11 protein-coding genes are annotated in these 18,743 nt (G+C 40.1%); 9 read left to right on the top strand and 2 right to left on the bottom strand.

Going from position 1 to position 18,743, the window contains the following annotated elements:
- The first annotated feature begins 15 nt into the window (after positions 1 to 15).
- The 9 genes from ABXH34_RS11075 (at position 16) to ABXH34_RS11035 (ending at position 14,532) form a co-directional block, all read left to right on the top strand.
- On the top strand, positions 16 to 855 hold the full coding sequence (locus tag ABXH34_RS11075; protein ID WP_353571948.1) for a phosphatidate cytidylyltransferase: 840 nt from the start codon (positions 16 to 18) through the stop codon (positions 853 to 855).
- Entirely contained in the window at positions 852 to 2,054 is a 1,203-nt protein-coding gene (gene ispC, locus ABXH34_RS11070) for a 1-deoxy-D-xylulose-5-phosphate reductoisomerase (protein ID WP_353571947.1), read from the top strand. Before ABXH34_RS11075 ends, ispC begins: the two co-directional genes overlap by 4 nt.
- Before the next feature lie 136 nt (positions 2,055 to 2,190).
- Positions 2,191 to 3,549: an RIP metalloprotease RseP gene (gene rseP / locus ABXH34_RS11065; protein ID WP_353571946.1), complete on the top strand. Its 1,359-nt coding sequence runs from the start codon at positions 2,191 to 2,193 to the stop codon at positions 3,547 to 3,549.
- Complete coding sequence (bamA, locus tag ABXH34_RS11060; protein WP_353571945.1) at positions 3,549 to 5,852, top strand: outer membrane protein assembly factor BamA; 2,304 nt, start codon at positions 3,549 to 3,551, stop codon at positions 5,850 to 5,852. The genes rseP and bamA overlap by 1 nt, the downstream gene beginning before the upstream one ends.
- Positions 5,853 to 5,929: 77 nt before the next feature.
- Positions 5,930 to 6,439 carry an OmpH/Skp family outer membrane protein gene (locus ABXH34_RS11055; RefSeq protein ID WP_353571944.1) on the top strand — a complete coding sequence of 170 codons (510 nt, stop codon included), beginning with the start codon at positions 5,930 to 5,932 and terminating at the stop codon, positions 6,437 to 6,439.
- Positions 6,440 to 6,455: 16 nt separating this feature from the next.
- Positions 6,456 to 7,493 carry a UDP-3-O-(3-hydroxymyristoyl)glucosamine N-acyltransferase gene (gene lpxD, locus ABXH34_RS11050; protein ID WP_353571943.1) on the top strand — a complete coding sequence of 346 codons (1,038 nt, stop codon included), beginning with the start codon at positions 6,456 to 6,458 and terminating at the stop codon, positions 7,491 to 7,493.
- A 16-nt stretch (positions 7,494 to 7,509) separates the two neighbouring features.
- Entirely contained in the window at positions 7,510 to 7,959 is a 450-nt protein-coding gene (gene fabZ, locus ABXH34_RS11045; RefSeq protein ID WP_353571942.1) for a 3-hydroxyacyl-ACP dehydratase FabZ, read from the top strand.
- Complete coding sequence (gene lpxA, locus ABXH34_RS11040) at positions 7,956 to 8,729, top strand: acyl-ACP--UDP-N-acetylglucosamine O-acyltransferase (RefSeq protein WP_353571941.1); 774 nt, start codon at positions 7,956 to 7,958, stop codon at positions 8,727 to 8,729. Before fabZ ends, lpxA begins: the two co-directional genes overlap by 4 nt.
- Positions 8,730 to 9,048: 319 nt before the next feature.
- Positions 9,049 to 14,532, top strand: coding sequence for a beta strand repeat-containing protein (locus tag ABXH34_RS11035; RefSeq protein WP_353571940.1), 5,484 nt, complete (start codon positions 9,049 to 9,051; stop codon positions 14,530 to 14,532).
- 164 nt (positions 14,533 to 14,696) lie between these two features.
- On the opposite strand, the gene ABXH34_RS11030 is transcribed toward ABXH34_RS11035, so the two are convergent.
- Entirely contained in the window at positions 14,697 to 16,853 is a 2,157-nt protein-coding gene (locus ABXH34_RS11030) for a sensor histidine kinase (RefSeq protein WP_353571939.1), read from the bottom strand.
- A gap of 243 nt (positions 16,854 to 17,096) precedes the next feature.
- Positions 17,097 to 18,743, bottom strand: a 1,647-nt coding sequence (locus ABXH34_RS11025) for a M48 family metalloprotease (RefSeq protein ID WP_353571938.1), incomplete at its 5' end; no start/stop codon positions are given.

Below are 18,743 nucleotides of genomic sequence, written 5' to 3'. Positions count from 1 at the left end.
GTCCTATGAGTCAAAATGCCGAAAAAATTACAGCAACGGGTTTTAACTGCACTCATATTAATCCCTTCCGTCGTCGGTGGCATTATGTATTTGTCATCTACGGTTTTAGCTATTGCACTGAGTATTTTTGTGCTACTAGCTGCATGGGAGTGGACTGATATTTGTGGCTGGCACACTAATCCTGCACGTGCAAGTTATACAATTCTCATTATCTCAGGTTTAATTACAGCATTCCTGATTTTAAAATTCCATCCGATTAATATCTATCCAATTTTGATAATTGCCGTCGCTTGGTGGCTATTGATGTTGTATTGGCAAACGGGAGTGCAATATGACTGGCTACATGATCCTGTACCTAAATCCTCATGGGTTAAAGCGATACTTGGTATTGTTATTTTAGTACCTGCTTGGACAGCCTTAGTTTATCTGCATCAACATTACACAGGTTATAGCGTATTGTTTTTCTTTAGTTTAATTTGGCTGGCGGATAGTAGTGCATACTTTATTGGTAAGGCTTGGGGTAAACATAAACTGGCGGTTAAAATCAGTCCTAAGAAAACGTGGGAAGGGGTTTATGGCGCAATTGGCAGTGGTTTATTGCTCAGTCTGAGTTATACTTTGTGGCGCAATATGACTGTGCACGAGAGCCTTTTATTTATTGGACTCTGTTTTATCACTATCTTAGTTTCGATTTTAGGCGACTTGGCGGAAAGTATGTTTAAACGTCAAATGCACCTCAAAGACAGCAGTCAACTTTTACCAGGGCACGGTGGCATGTTAGACCGCGTAGATAGTTTAACTTCGGCAGCACCGATTTTTGTTATTGGCACTATACTTTTAGGAATTCGGTTTTGATAGGGATTACCATTTTAGGGGCAACAGGGACGATTGGGCTGAATACCTTAAATGTGGTTGCTCAACACCGTCATCAATTCAAAGTCATCGCGCTCACGGCACACACTAATGTGTCACGTTTAGCAGAACAATGTTTATATTGGCAACCTAAATATGCGGTGGTTTCAGATGAGAAACATGCTGATTTACTACAGCAGCAACTCAAAGAACAGCATTACGCAGGTGATACTAAAATATTAACAGGGATTGAAGGCTTAAACAAAGTAGCGAGCTTGCCTGAAGTTGGTATTGTGATGGCCGCAATCGTCGGTAGTGCGGGTTTATTGCCAAGCTTAGCCGCCGCCAAAACAGGCAAACGTTTATTGCTGGCGAATAAAGAAGCATTGGTGATGTCGGGCAAGTTGTTTATGCAAGCGGTACAACATAATTACGCAACCTTACTACCGATTGATAGCGAACATAACGCTTTATTTCAGTGTATGCCGTTGACAAAAACAAACTCTCAATCGATTGAATTGGATAATCTTGGGATTAAGCAATTAATTCTCACCGCATCAGGTGGACCTTTCCGTACGTTTACTGCTAAACAACTTGAAAAGGTGACTCCAGAGCAAGCTTGTAAACATCCTAATTGGAATATGGGGCGTAAAATTTCCGTAGACTCTGCCACTATGATGAATAAAGGGCTGGAAGTCATCGAAGCGTGCTGGTTATTTAATAGTTCACCCGATAAAATTAAGGTGCTATTGCATCCACAAAGCATTATTCATTCGATGGTGGAATATGTCGACGGCTCAGTTTTAGCTCAATTAGGTAATCCTGATATGCGTACCCCGATTGCGCATGCCCTCACTTGGCCAGAGCGGATTCAGTCAGGCGTAGACTCATTGAATTTAGCCGAAATAGCCCAACTTCATTTTGAAGATGTTGATATGCAACGATTCCCTTGTTTACGTTTGGCTTATGAGGCGATGCTCGCAGGCGGCACAACAACCACGATTCTTAATGCTGCCAATGAAGTCGCGGTACAAGCCTTTTTAGATAAACAGATTCGATTCGTTGATATTCCTATAGTCATTGAACAGACTTTGACCAACTTAACAGGTAAAGATGCCAGTCATTTAGATTTCATTTTAGAAGATGACGCGCAAGCACGCGAATTGGCAAATCTGGAAGTCAAACGTTTACAAATAAAATAAGGACTGCTGGCTATTTCGTTCAAAGACGGAAATTCAATGAGTATGGAAGTGTGCGTTATTCTGCACCAGCAAAACACGTTTTGCACTCCCTGAAAAAATGAGATTGCCAGCCCCAAAACTATTACAGGTTGAAACTATGTCAGTATTGATAGCGATTCTTGCATTCCTAGTTGCGATTGCAATTTTAGTCACAGTGCATGAGTTCGGACACTATTGGGTTGCGAAGCAACTAGGGGTTAAAATTCTGCGTTTTTCGGTTGGGTTTGGTAAGCCGATTTATTCGAAGCAATGGGGTAAAGATAAAACTGAATTTGTAATTGCACCGATTCCATTAGGTGGCTATGTCAAAATGTTGGGTGATGCTGATGATGGTGAAGAGATTGCACCAGAAGATTTACCTCGTGCATTTAATCAGCAAAAACTCTGGAAACGTGCGGCAATTGTAGCAGCAGGCCCTATCTTTAATTTCATCTTAGCCATTGTTTTATATGCGATTGTATTCATGGCAGGCGAACAAATGATTAAACCTGTGATTGGTACAGTGCAGCCTGAAAGTGTTGCAGCACAAGCAGGTTTGCAAGCAAAAGATGAAATTGTCGCAGTGAATAATACGGAAACCAAAAACTGGGAAGATGTGTTACAAAAGACATTGAAAGTAATTCTCAGCCGTGAATCAACCCTAATCTATGCTGTAAAAGATGACAATAACTATACTCAATCTCATACTATGAGTGCTGCAAGTTTAAGCTTAGATGATGTTGCAGAAGGCAAACTATTTGAGCATTTAGGCTTTCAACCGTTTCATCGTGTTGTACCTGCAACCGTGTCGGGTTTTACCGATAATAGTGCGGGACAGCGTGATGGTCTGCTCGTTGGTGATGAGATTTTAGCAGTAGATGGACAAACTGTAGTGGATTGGCAAATGTGGGCAAATTATGTTAAAACACATCCTAAAAAGGAAATTGAAACCCAATTGCAACGCGGAGCTGAGATAATCAATTTAACTCTTACGCCTGATGAGATTGAGGGACAAGGTCTGATGGGTGTGTATGCACAACGCCAACCGATTCCAGAACAATATTTGTATACCGAACACAATAATATTTTTCAAGCTCTGGGTAAAGGGGCAGTCAAAACATGGGATATGAGTACTTTATCTCTGCAACTCCTGTGGAAAATGTTGACCTTAGAAGTATCAGCAAAACATATTAGCGGCCCTATCACTATTGCTGATTATGCAGGAAAAACCGCACAAATCAGTTTTGTGGCTTTTATTTCCTTTTTGGCGTTAATTAGTTTAAGCTTAGGCGTTATCAATTTGCTGCCTGTACCTGTTTTGGATGGCGGTCACTTATTGATGTATTTGATAGAATCGATTAAAGGCAGCCCCGTGACGGATAATATGCAATACGTCATGCAACAGGTTGGGTTTGCTTTGCTTTTGGGCTTGATGTTTCTTGCCATTTTTAATGATATTGGACGGCTGTTTGGTTAATGAAGACACAACACACACTGCACTGGTTGCTTAAAATAGGCACGTTGTTGCTGAGCTTATACATACCTTCGGTTTGGAGTTTTTCTGCATTTACTGTGGAAGATATCCGCTTAGAAGGTTTACGTCGGATTTCAGCAGGTACAGTATTTAACTACTTGCCGATTAAAGTGGGCGACGAAATGAATACGCAAAAAAGTAGCACAGCAATTTCCTCATTATTTAAAACAGGTTTATTTAAAAATGTGCAGCTCGGTCGCGATGGCGACAGTGTAGTGATTAGCTTGGAAGAACGCCCCGCAATTGCCCAAATTACCTTTGAAGGCAATAAAGACATGGAAACCAATGATTTAAAAGAATCATTGAAAAAAGTTGGTTTCGCTGAAGGCCGAGTGTTTAACCAATCTTTATTAGATAAAGTAGAACAAGAATTACAGCGTTTATATTTTAGCAAAGGCAAATACGCGGTTAAAATCAGTTCTGAAGTCACGCCTTTAGTGCGTAATCGGGTAGGTATTTTACTGAATGTTTCCGAAGGCTTAGTTGCAAAAATTCGCCATATCAGTGTGGTTGGAAATCAAACATTTGATGATGATGATGTATTAGATGAAATGCAATTAAATACGGGTGGCTGGTTTTCATTTTTCTCTAAAAGTAACCAATATTCCCGTGAAAAATTATCAGGTGATATTGAGACCATTCGTTCATTTTACCAAGATCAAGGTTATGTCAATTTCACCATTGATTCGACCCAAGTTTCGATTAGCCCCGATAAAAAAGATGTCTACATCACCATCAACTTAACCGAGGGTGACAAGTATAGTATTTCTGATATTAAGATTATCGGTAATTTGATTCTGCCTGAAGAAGAATTGCAAAAACAACTACAAATTGAATCAGGTGAAGTATTTTCACGTAAAGCAATTAGTGCCAGTAGTGAAGCCTTAAGTGATAGAATTGGCGAAGAAGGTTACTTTTTTGCCAATGTGAATGCGATTCCAGATGTGAATGACGAAGCTAAAACCGTGGCATTGAATTTCTTCATGGAACCGGGTAAACGCACTTATGTCAGACGGATTAATTTTGCAGGCAATATTCGGACTCGTGACGAAGTAATGCGGCGTGAAATGCGTCAAATGGAATCGGCGTGGGTGTCGACTAAAGCCTTGAAACGTTCGAAAAATCGTTTGGAACGTCTGAATTATTTTGAGCAAGTGGATATTGATACTGCTTTGGTTCAAGGCACAGATGACCAAATTGATGTCAATTACAATGTGATAGAAATGCCATCAGGTAACTTAATGGCAGGCTTAGGTTATTCGCAAACCTATGGTGTGTTATTCAATGCCAGTGTCACCCAAGATAATTTTTTAGGCTCAGGTAAACGGGTTGGCTTTAGTTTTAATAACAGTGAATACAATACCTTATACAGTTTATCTTATTTCAATCCGTACACTGATGTTCATGGTGTGAGTCGTAGTGCCTCAATCTTCTTCCGTGAAACTGATGCAGCTGAGGCAAACTTAAGTCGTTATGCAACCGATGCTTATGGCGGCAATATCACTTATGGTATTCCATTGAGTGAATTTAATAGTATTCGCTTGGGCGGTGCGTTTGACCATACCGAAGTGAAAACCACCGATTATACTGCTGATGAAGTTCATGAATTTCTTGCTAAACATGGTGAGGCTTATGATTCATATCGTCTTACCGCATCGTGGGCGCATGATACTCGCAACCGTGCTTTATTTGCCGATAGAGGCACATTACGTGCGTTCAGTGCAGAAGTATCCGTGCCAGGTATTAGTGATTTAGAGTATTACAAGGTCAGCTATCGTCATCAGTGGCTATATCCATTGAGTGAAAGATATACCTTGTTCTTAAAAGGTGACATTGGTTACGGTGACTCTTATAACGATGACAGTGAAATGCCTTTTTATGAAAATTACATTGCAGGTGGTCCTCACAGTGTGCGTGGCTTTGAAGAAAATACCTTAGGGCCATTAGATTCATTGGGTCGCTCTTATGGTGGTAATTTAAAAACCATTTTTAACGCAGAAGTGATTTTACCTGTCCCATTTGTCGAAAATGTGCGCTCATTACGTTTGTCTGCTTTCGTTGATGGTGGTAATGTCTTTGGACCTAACGATGATTTTGATGTAGGTAAATTCCGCTACTCTGCGGGTTTATCAGCAATTTGGGTTACGCCTGTAGGTGTAATGACATTCAGTGTCGCACGACCTTTGAAAAAATTTGATGGTGATCGTACTCAAGTATTCCAATTTGCAATTGGTACTAACTTCTAAATTTAGAGCAGCATCTTTTGTTCATTTATGGTTAAATAATACGACGAACTAATTTATTTAAAATTTGAGTGGAAACGATGAATTTATTACCTAAACACAGTTTATATTTGATTCTAGCCTTATGGGGCTTTAGTTCAGTCGCATCAGCAGAAATCAAAATTGGTTTTGTTAATGCGGTGAAAATTATGGAATCTGCACCTCAGGTTGAGTCAGCCAATGCCCGTTTAGAAAAAGAGTTTGCGCCTAAGCAGCGTCGTATCGGTGCTTTACGTCAGCAATTAAGCAAAGCAGATTCGAAGTTAGCTAAAGATGGCGCAATTATGAGTGAATCCAAACGCCGTGATTTGGAACGTGACATCATTTCAAAACGCCGTGAATTACAACGCCATCAAGATGAATTTCGTGAAGATTACAATATCCGTCGCAATGAAGAATTAGATAAATTACAGAAGAAAATTATTGAGGAAATTCAGCGTCTTGCCAAAAAAGAACGCTATGACATGATCTTAAGCGATGGTGTTGTATGGGCAAGTGATAAAGTTGATATTACGAACAAGGTTTTAAAGAACTTAGCTCGCTCTAAATAATTTAATTAAAGTTAAGATGATGGTTTCTATTAGTCTTGCACAACTCGCAATTCAAATTGGCGCACAATTAAACGATACCAATGCTTCTGAAGTCAATATTTCAGGCATTGCGAGTTTAAGGCAGGCTACAGCGCACGAAGTTAGCTTTTTTTCTAATCGCCTGTACCGGGATGACTTAACTCAAACCCAAGCGGCAGCAGTGATCGTTTCACAGAAAGATTTGAGCTATAGCCCTGTACCCGCACTGGTTATGGATAATCCTTATTTGGGTTATGCTCATGCCGCGCGTTTGTTAAATCCTATCCCTAAATCTTATGTTGGTGTTCATCCCACTGCATGGGTAAGCCCTGATGCTCATGTGGCAGAAACTGCTAGCATTGGTGCACAAGCGGTCATTGAAGCAGGTACTCATATTCATGAACATGTTGAAGTAGGAGCAGGTTGTGTGATTGGGCGGGATGTGCGGCTTGGTGCGCATAGTCATTTGGCAGCTAATGTGACTTTATATGCTCAAACTCAAATTGGTCAACGTTGTGTGATTCATTCCGGGGCTGTGATTGGTGCTGATGGGTTTGGCTTGGCAAATAATAAAGGGCAATGGGTGAAAGTGCCACAATTGGGTAAGGTTTCGATTGGCGATGATGTCGAAATTGGTGCAAATACCACGATTGATAGAGGCGCATTAGAAGATACCATTATCAGTAACGGTGTAAAATTAGATAACCAGATTCAGATTGCGCATAACGTATTTATTGGCGAACATACCGCAATTGCAGGTTGCGTCGGCATTGCTGGCAGTACCCATATCGGTCGTTGTTGTATGATAGCAGGTGGTGTGGGTATTGTAGGACATATTGAAATTGCTGATAATGTACAAGTGACAGGTGGCTCAATTGTATTGCAATCTATTACAGAATCAGGGATTTATTCATCGGGCACACCATTAGAGCTCAGCCAACGCTGGCGTAGAAACTTCCATCAATTTAAACATCTCAACGATATAGCAAAATGTGTACAAACCCTAAAAAACAACTCAAAATTTTCATCAACTTAGGGGTGTCTGAAGCAATATGAGTAAAATGGATATTTATGAAATTTTTCAGCATCTTCCACACCGTTATCCTTTTTTATTGATTGACCGTGTAACTGATTATACGTTAGGTGAGTCTTTGACCGCGATTAAAAATGTGTCTATTAATGAGCCATACTTTCAAGGTCATTTTCCACATCGTGCAGTCATGCCTGGAGTGCTTATTATTGAAGCAATGGCACAGGCAACAGGTGTATTAGCATTTAAAACCAGTGAAGCACAACCAGATGATAACTCGCTGTATTATTTGGTCGGCGTGGATAATGCCCGATTTAAACAGCCTGTAGAACCAGGTGACCAATTATTGATTGAAGTGATATTAACGCGCATTACTCGCGGTATGTGGAAATATAAAGCCACATCTACTGTAGATGGCAAAGTAGTTGCAACTGCTGATTTGATGTGCATGAAAAGAGATATTCCAACTTGATACACCCACAAGCCATCATAGACCCTAAGGCGGAATTGGATAGCAGTGTCCAAGTCGGGCCTTTTTCTGTTATTGAGGCAAATGTACAGATTGATGCAGGTACCGAGATTGGTTCGCATGTTGTGATTAAAGGGCCAACCCGTATTGGTAAAAATAATCGCATTTCTCAATTTGCTTCATTGGGCGAGAATCCGCAAGATAAAAAATATGCGGGCGAGCCTACGCTCCTTGAAATAGGTGACGATAATGAAATCCGTGAATATTGCACCATGAACCGTGGTACTGAACAAGGTGGTGGTATTACAAGCATTGGCAATGACAACTGGATTATGGCGTATACGCACTTTGCCCATGATTGTCGTGTTGGAAATCATACTATTTTTGCTAATGGGGCATCACTCGCAGGTCATGTCCAGATTGATGACTATGTTATTTTAGGCGGATTTAGTTTAGTACATCAATTTTGCAGTATGGGTATTTATAGTTTTTCGGGTGCAGGTTCAGTTATTTTCAAAGATGTGCCACCTTATGTTACCGTTTGGGGTAATCGTGCGGAAGCTTATGGCCTAAATAAAGAAGGACTTAAGCGTAATGGATTTAGTTCTGAAATCATCCGTAATTTATACCAAGCCTATAAAATAATTTATAAACAAGGCTTTACTGTAGAAGAAGCATTAATTGAATTAACTAAATTAGCTGAAACCTGTTCAGAAGTGAATCGATTTATTGAATTTTTGGATAAACGCTCAGCGCGAGGTATTGTCAGATAATTTTTGGGGTAAAATTTGTTGTTATCAGTTTTAGCCTAAATAAAGTATTTACATATTGTCTTTATTTAAAAAGCCCTATGCTTCTTATGAACAAGCTAGGGTTTTTTTATGAGAACTTGATTATTTGAACTGTTCAAGCTGAGGATTATCGGTCTTGAAATCCGTTCATCATCCTAAAATATCAAACCCACCACAGATTAAATCTATAATACGTCCTTTCTTATTCATATCAGCTTGGTTTAAAATACATTTCTATATATAGCACTGTTTGCATTGTAAGGGGTCAAGGATGGTTGTACGCATTATAACTGGATGGTTAATGTTACTGATGTTAACTGCCTGCGTCGGTGGTGGTGGCGGTTCATCTACTACGACACAAACTGAAGATGAAATCATTCAAGCCAATGTTGCCAAAGTGGTTTTATTGATTCAAGACAATAACCAATTAGCTGATGGACAAGCAGTCGTCACCTTAACCGCAATCGCTCGCGATAGTAACAACAATCCAATTGCCAATGTCCCCATCAGTTTCAGCAGTCAATCTGATTCAGCTATTTTGACTCCTTTTACAGGTACAACCAGTGCTCAAGGGGTTTTGACCACAGTGATTAGCAATACTCAAATTGAATTCTTTTTAGTCAGTGCCAGTGCAGGCAATAAAACCAGTGAGTTTGTCACAGTCAATTTTATTGAAGGAATTGAAGTCAACAAAATCACCTTATTAGTCAACAATAATAACCAACTAGCCAATAACAGCACGCCGATTACCTTAACTGCAATTGCTCGAAATACGGATAACTTGCCGATTCCAGATATTCCGATTGATTTTATTAGTTCTTCGGATACCGTGATTTTAACCCCGTTTACAGGCACAACTAATGAACAAGGCATATTGACCACCAGTATTAGCAGTAACACCGCTCAAACATTCCGTGTATTAGCCCGTTCTGGTTCGGTGCAAAGTCCTGAGGTCTCGTTGAGTTTCAATGATGGCAATATCAATATTGCAAAAATCATCTTATTAGTCAGTGATAATAATCAACCTGCCAATGGACAAAGTGAGATTAATCTTACAGCGATTGCTCGAGACGAAAATAACACGCCAATTCCTAATATTACGCTGGGTTTTAATAGCAATTCTGAAACAGCGATTTTTAGCCAATTCAGTGGCCAAACCAATAATCAAGGTATTGTCACAAGCTCTATTACAAATACGATTCCTGAAACCTTAGATGTGTATGCGCAAGCCAGTACAGTCAATAGTGAAGTGGTGCGTTTAACTTTTGTGAATAGCTTAACTGACGGTCGAGTCGATACGATTAATTTAACCGTCACTAATAATTTTCAACGCGCTGATGGTACATCAACTGTGTTATTGGACGTGACTGCTCGAGACAGCCAAGGTGATTTGATTCCTAATGTGCAAATTAATTTATCGCCTCAGTCTGATACCGCGATTTTTGCTACTTTAAGTGGGCTGACCAATGAAAGCGGCCATTTTACGACTAGTGTCACCAGTACCCTAGCTGAAATATTTGACGTGACCCCAATCGCAGGCGGTGTTCGTGGTCAAGCGCAAGAAATCACCTTTATTGCTCCAGCTGATGGGCTGGTATTAAACACAGACAATACGGCTTTGGCAACCAATCAGAGTGCAAATTTAACCTTAACTTTATATCAGGGAAAAACTGATCCGATTCCATTAGCAGGTGCAAATTTTTCCGTACAAGTGACAGGTACAGCCAAAACTAAAAATGTGCCACAGACGACTGATGCAACGGGACAAGCTCGGTTTCAAATCTCTAATAGCAAAGCAGAAAATGTTACTGTTACTGCAACCAGTGGTCAATTTGAACAGCAATTGAATTTATATTTTGGGGCAAATTTAACCTTACTACCCAGTGAATCCAATGCGGTAACGACATCGACATTGAGTGCAATTTTAAAAGATGTCAATCAAACTGCGATTGTGGGACAGCCAATTAATTTTAGTTTTGTTGGCAATAATAATGAGACCTTAAGCAGTAATCAAGTATTGACGGGTAATGATGGTGTGGCTTCAGTAACCGTGAATGATGTGCAGAGCGATGGTGGACAAGTAACGGTAAAAGCTGCCAGTGGCGCAATTGAGACACAAGCCAAAGTCAATTTTAATGCCGCCTTTGGTGAGAATCGTACTTTAGCACTGAGCAGTAGTAGCAATTTATTAGGCTCAAATGACACTGCGATTGTGATTGCACGAGTAATCGATAACAATGGTTTACCTGTTGCAGGTCAAGTGATTAATTTTAGTGGTGATGATGCGACAATCAACCCACTTAGTGCGCAAACTAATGCTGATGGAGAAGCCTCAACTCGGGTCAAAGCCAATCGCAATGTGCAAATTACCGCTAATGCAGACACCGCACAACAGACTATTCCGTTATATTTTGGCGCAAGCATCAGTTTAATTCCTGAATCTGCTAATGGCACAGCAGATGGTAGTACCGCCACCGCAATGACGGCAATTGTGACCGATAGCAATGGTGCAGCAATTCAAGGGATTCCTGTTAATTTTCAAATTACGGAAGGCTCTGGCTTTTTACAAGGTTCACCCGCTGTGACAAATGAGAATGGTCGCGCCGAAGTGGGTTTAATCAGTACCAATTCAGACCCAATTAGCTTACAAGCCATCACAGGTAATTTAACCAGTAATAATAGCCAAGTCCGTTTTTTTGCAACAGGAATTAATCCTGATGTGACTGCAATTGAACTGATTGTTAGTAACAGCCCACAAATTGCTGATGGACAGGGACAGATTCAAATCACTGCGATTGTACGAGATGCCAATAATCAAGCTTTAGTAGGGATTCCGATTAACTTTGTGAGCAGTTCAAACAGTGCATTTTTCAGTGCAATCAGCGGTGTCAGTGCAGAAAATGGCCGTTTTAGCAGCACCGTGACCAATAATGTGGTGGAAGAATTTAGCGTGACAGCCAATGCAGGAGGAACAAGCAGTGCACCTGCGAGCTTGGTTTTCAATGCACTGGCTGTTAATAATATTTCAATACAAACCTCTGAAACTGTGCTGAATTTACAAGATCAAGTCGCTGTCACTGTGGCCTTGTTTAATAATGTGCAAGACAGTCAGCAAGCTTTAGCCAACACCCCATTTACCGCCAGTATCTCAGGCAATGCAACATTAAATGATGTGCCTGAACGCACGGATAATAATGGACAAGCCCGTTTTACAGTCATTAATAATACGGTTGAAAATGTCACACTCACCGTTGTCAGCGGCACGACATTGCAAAGTGTTGATTTATATTTTGGTTCAAGTTTGGTGTTGTTGCCTAATGTCAGCACCGTATCAAGTGAAACGGTTTTAACTGCATTACTCAAAGACGGAAACAATACGCCATTAGATAATGAAACCATTCGATTTAGTTTTGCAGCCTCAAATAATGAAACCTTAAGCCCGACTGAAGCGGTGACCAATAGTCAAGGTGTTGCAACCGTCAGCATTACTGATTTAAATAACGATGGTGGTTCAGCATTGGTACAAGCGTTACGTGGTTCGCTTAACGCGCAAGCTCAAGTGAATTTTACCACTCAATTAGCCAATGGTTCGCGATTATTAATTTCAGCTCCAAATCAAATTATACCTGTTGATAAACAAGCGGATGTGATTGCACAAATGACCAATGAACTTGGGCAAGCATTGAGTAATCAGTTTGTTATTTTTTCAGCAACGACGCAGGATAATAATATAACCGATGTCAGTTTAGACCCAGCCCGTGGTTCAACCGATGCAACAGGACAAATACAAACAAAAGTCTCTAGCTCTAAAGCTCAAAATATTAATGTAACCGCGCAAGTTAGCAGCATTAATCAAACGATACCGATTTATTTTGGTGCAAAATTGTCTTTATCTCCATTACAAGCCTCAGTGGCAGCGGATGCTGAACTCAGTGCAATAATGATAGTGACTATAACCGATGCATTTAATACACCGATTCCAAATGTTCAAGTGAACTTTAATTATTATTTTGATGTTAATGAGGATGAGACATTTACTGAGGAGGAGCTGCAAAATACGCTGACGGTTTTGAGCAATGAGCTAGGACAAGCGGTGATGAATATCCAAAGTACACAGCAAGGTAAAGGGCAAGTTATTGCCAATGCAGGTTTGTTGGACTCTGTATCCGCTTCGATTGAATTTACTGAACTGCCACCGCAACGGATTATTTTAAGTGCAGAAAAACAGGATTTAACCTTAACTGAGCAAACTCAAATTATTGCCACTGTTGTGGATAAATACGGCAATCCAGTACAAGGAGAAAATGTCGCGTTCAGTGCCAACACTGGTACGATTGGAGGTGAGGCGATTAGTGCAGAAAATGGTCAAGCTCAAGTCAATTATGCAGCCAGTACAAAAGCAGGCACAGCAGTTATTACCGCGCGTATCAATGATGAAATCAGCAGTATTTTAAATCTTAATATTCAGTCAGGTGATGCTGGGGCAATTGAAGTGTCCAATATTGAACCACGGGAATTAGGGGTACTGGGTTCAGGTACGGCGCAAACGACAACGATTGAATTTACCGTGAAAGATAATGCAGGCAATCCTGTTGATGGGCGCACGGTACAGTTTAGCTTAGGCGATACGGGTTTAAGCGGGGGTGAAAGTTTAATCTTTAACAGTGCGATTAGCAGCAATGGAGTGGTTTCAACTATTTTGCGTACAGGTGTCGTGTCAGGTACGGTTGATGTGATTGCCAGCGTTAAAGATTCTGATGCGACTGCTATTGCTCGGATACCGATTGTCAGTAATACGCCTGATGCCAGACATTTATCATTGGCGGCAGAATATTTGAATATAGCAGGCGGGGTGCAATTTGGCCTTGAAGATACAGTGACAGCCTATGTTGGTGATCGTTATGGTAACGTGGTTGCCAGTGATACCAGTGTCAGTTTTATTACTGAAGGCGGGCTGATTGGACAAAGTGTTGGCCAAGCGTTTACCACCACAACGGTATTGGGTCGCGCGAGTGCCATTTTACAATCTGCTGCTCCCACTACACCTAATCTCGGCGGTGTTCCTTTTATTAGTACGATAGGTTATGAATGTAATTTGCCATTTTCTTTGATTTCTGGCGCATCTCAATCTATGTGTGGTAATCCTGGATTTGTGACAGTCATCGCTTATACAACAGGCAGCGAAAGTTATACTGATTTAAACGGAAATGGACAATATGATGCCAATGAGCCATTTGAAGATTTAACCGAACCTTACATTGATGCCAATGATAATGGACAGTTCGACGAAGGTGAGATTTATGTTGATGTTAATCAAAATAGTCGTTTTACCATCCAAAATGGGCAATTTGAATCTAATACTACGATTTGGACAGCAACTCAGTTTTTATTCTCGGATCGAACCCAAATACCAACGATTACTCCTAATAGCTTTGACATACCCAATGATGGGGCACAACAATTTATCGTCTCTGGATTTGATGGCTTAAGTCTTAGCGATGTTTATGGCAATGCCTTGGTGGCAGGTACGAAGCTGACAATAACAACCAGCGGTGGTGTATTAGGTGGTGCAGTTGGGTTTGAAATTAATGATTCAGTAGGACGGGGATTGCCTGAATTTAGTTTTATCTTATCTAGTGAACCACCAGATAAAGACGGAGTCTATCCTGAACGGAAAAATGTGGTGATAACATTATCGATTACTGCGGGAGATACAAATGCAGGCAGTGCGCCAGGTGGTAATGGTGATGTTATTCTCACGATTGGCGGCAGTATTAATAATTAGCTGCGTGTAGAACGGCCGTTTTTTAACTAATGAGGGTTCAGATACTTTTTGAATTTGCAAATAAAACCAATTAATTATAAATAACACACTTTGTGATTGATTGGATTATTTTGTATTTCATAAAGCGTCTGAACCACTGTTCATGTGTTCATATCATATCGAAGTTAAACAATTTCCATAGGCTTCACTTCAGCAGGCAAACGAATTGTAAACGTACTGCCTTCACTGAAACGGCTATCAACAGAAATATCGCCACCCATGATCTCACAGAATTGTTTTGTAATAGCCAAACCTAAACCGCTGCCACCATAACGGCGTTGAGTATTCTGGTCAATTTGGGCAAATGCTTGGAATAATTTCTTCATTTGGTCATCAGTCATGCCGATACCTTGATCTGCAATCCCAAAAATAATCCAATCAACCCGTGCTTCATCCTGTTCTCTGGTCACCATTAAAGTGATGATACTTTGTTGTGAAAACTTATTGGCATTGGTTAATAAATTCATCAAATTCTGCCGTACTTTGGTCAAATCCGCCGACATCGTACCTAAAGCACTATCGCAATTGACTTTCAAAATATTAGATTGTTTTTCCAATAATGGTGCGACGGCATTCGCTACATCTTGAATCATCGGTGCAATATCAAAGGTTTCAATATATAAATCCATTTTACTGGACTCAATCCGCGACATATCAAACAAATTATTAATCAAATCCAATAAATGATAACTTGCGCCGTGAATTTTCTGCAAATCAGGGATAAACTCATCACGTCCTTGGTCTTTCGCATCTTCTTGTAAAATCTCGGTATACCCAATAATGGCATTCATTGGGGTGCGCAATTCATGGCTCATATTGGCTAAGAATTGGGTTTTGGTCTGATTTGCCGCATTGGCTTGCACTTTGGCGCGTTGTGCTTCTAATTTATATTTTTGAATTTCCACCCGTGATTTTTGGATTTGCAACCGCATTTTTTGAGCCTCACCACGTGAATTTTGTGCTTCACGAGTGACTTTTGATAGCTCTTCCTTACGTTTTTCATACAATTGCACTTGTTCTAATTGGGCTTTACGTAATGATTGTAAACGCTTGACACATTCCGTTTTGTCGCCGTTAAATTTATTGAGTTTGGTAACCAGTTGCACGAACATTTGTGATAGCTGCTTAAGCTCAATCACACCATATTCTAATGACTTAATCTCATTTGGATTGGTCACTGCCTTGGGTAGTTTGTGTAATAAGGTCGACAATGAACGGGCGAAGGAACGATATAGCACCAAAAACATTGCACCCAATAATAATACGAGAATCAAACTAAATAAAACAAACAAGTTCAGACTGTAGCGTTTATCACTTTTTAGCTCAGAAGTCTGTTGATAGCTGACCAATGTCCAAGGTAAATTATGTAATTTTTTCGAGGATAAAGTATAGGTTGTGCCATTGGCTTCGTATTCTTGATATGGCATATCTTTGGTTAATAAAGTTTTCCAGAAAGGCTGCTCTTTATTCGAACTGTACAATGTGTATTGCATCCGCTCACTGACAGGTAAGAACTGTGCTGTACCATCAGCCATTTTACTCAGCAATGTCCCCGCTTGATAATCCGCTAAAAACATCCCGCCTGTATTGCCTAAACGTTTGTTTTCAATATCTTCAAAAAAGCTGTCGACCAACAAACCAACCCCAACCACGCCGTAAAATCGGCGTTGATTGTATAAACCTTGGGTGATGCTAAACATGCCTTGTTTTAGATAATCATCGTCTTCATAAATCGGCGTGACTTGCATATCTTGCGAACGCTTACCAAGGTGATACCAGAATTTACGCGGATCATTCACGTAATTAGGCTCAGTCCATGATTCAACAATCATATTGTGTGGTTTGTTATAACGAGCGGTGTCACGCTGGGTAATATTTTTATGCACAAACAGTAAATAGCCCTGCTGATTTAAATATTCACGGGCTTTGAAAGGCTCTAATGCAAAGAAATTACTAAAATGACTTGGCTCAAATTGCAGATTTTCTGCCATCATTTGACGTAAAAACATTAAATGCTCATCTATTTGGCGGATGTCATCGGAATTTTCCAAAATAGACACATAGCCTTTTAATCGTTTTACATTTTGCTGGGCTAACTCAACTTCTGAATCTAACCTTTCAGCAAAGTTTTCCGTTTCTTGTTGCAAACGCAAGTAGGCCAATTGATTTTGTAAGGCACTATGTTTACTAAAGAATAGCCCTACTGTCATGGCGAACGTCAGTACGATCACGATCAAGAAAAATAATAGAATGGATTTAATACTCAGCGCACTATAACTCATTGCATAGTGTCCTCAAGACCTGCCTTATAAACACGACTTACTCGATATGGTTGTTGTGATAACTGGTTGGTTACAGTCAGTGTGTTAAACCTTATTCAAATTCTAAACCACCTTCATTGTAATCTGTGCGATTGGTATTGCAGGATAGGTGTTTGAATTATGGTGCTGCTCGTTTCGTAAGAGGTATATAACGTTGGAAACAATTATCAATGAAGCCTTATTAATTATCAATCTTTAATGTGCTTAATTTTTAACTAGCCACACTTGTTTAAGCTGTTGATTGATGACTAAAGCAGCCCAATCTTGGCAAAAATGCAGCTCACCTTGAGCTATTTGGCGTTGTTGTAAGGGCGTTGCACAATACTCTTGTAACATAATAGGGCTGATTTCAGAAACGTGATTTAAGACCACCATCTCCAGATAACCCGCCATTTCTAGGAATTCATAGCCTTGTTGTGGATTCTGATAAATCTTACCATAAAGTGCTAATTGCCAATCAAACGGCAAAAACTGACTGTTTTTCAACACCTGTTGTGCTTGTTTATCACGTCGTATATAAGTTCCCAATTGCAACGGTAACGTCCATTTTTTTGATATAGAGCTTGTTTTATCTTGATTAGGACACTCCGTTTTTTTACATACAATGAGCTGAATTGCTGGCGGCAAAGTTTCCACTTGTTGAGCTAAACGTTGCCATGACACGGCACTACCCGCACGTCCACGAATATCTAGCAATCGTGCAGTATTGTAAACGAGAGACATTGGGGCTTCTTTTTGCGCAATCAGTTTTTGTAGTAATTGAATTGCTTGTGACCACATATCGGTCTCTAATCCTTCTTCATATAAAATCAGTGCTCGAAGCCCTTGAATCATTAAATTATCGGGTTCTAATTTTCGGGCTTTTTCGATAATGGCGCGTGCTTGATAAATTTCTTTTAAATACACTAAAGTTACCGCTAAATTTAACTGGGCTGGCACATAATATGGGTCTGTTTTGATCGCAAGTTCCAGAAAATCTTTAGCTTGTAATAACCATTTATCAGCACTGTGTACAGGCTCAATACTGCGTCGGGGACTGGCTGGGGCTAAATCTAAATTATCCGCATGGCTATGAGTATCAAGCAATAACGGCATCCAGTAAAAATAAGCCGCTTGGCCTAATTCCTGTCGCGCCAATTGTAAATAACAAAAACCCAGATTATTTAATACTTCACGTGCAGGAAATACTTTCTGAAATTCGCGCAAAAAATACACAGCATCTTCACAACGTTCAAAATGACTTAAGCGTACCCCAAAATGAAATAAAGGTAATTTTTGCAAAATATGTTCAAGTCGCGCTTGGAGCATTTGTTGACGGGCTTGTGGATTTGGATGGGTTTGGCTATGAATGTGTGAAGTGGTTTGTTGTTGCCAATGCTGGAAAAAATCTTGACTGAGTAATTTATCAACGGGATAACCTGCAATCGCAGCATAGATAAAACCTCGATCATCAGCGGCAAGCTCTTTTTCTTTTTGCTGGGGACGATGTTGTAAGGCTTTACTTAGGGCTTGGTTTTGATGGGAAAATTGTGCAACTTCTTGATGCCAAAAGTCATCGTTTGCTAAATGTGCCAGCTCATGACCTAAAATAAAGGCAATCCTTGTGTCCCCAATTTCTTTTGAGACATTTTTGTAGCAAATATCCAATGTTTTTGATGCAATGACAATATAGCCATCTGGCAATGCAATTGCCCAAGGATCAGTGGGACTATTGATAATCGCGAGTTGTGGGTAACGGTGGTGTTTTTTATCTGCAACTGCAACAATACGTTTAAATACGGCTTCAGTATGCTGCACATATTCATTTTGAGGATTGGCACGCCCGTGTTTTTCTAAATAAAATTGTACATT

This window comes from Candidatus Albibeggiatoa sp. nov. BB20 (assembly GCA_016744725.1).
Lineage (GTDB): Bacteria > Pseudomonadota > Gammaproteobacteria > Beggiatoales > Beggiatoaceae > Albibeggiatoa.
The sequence above is the reverse complement of the archived record's forward strand: the minus strand, read 5'-3'. Positions and strand labels throughout refer to the sequence as shown.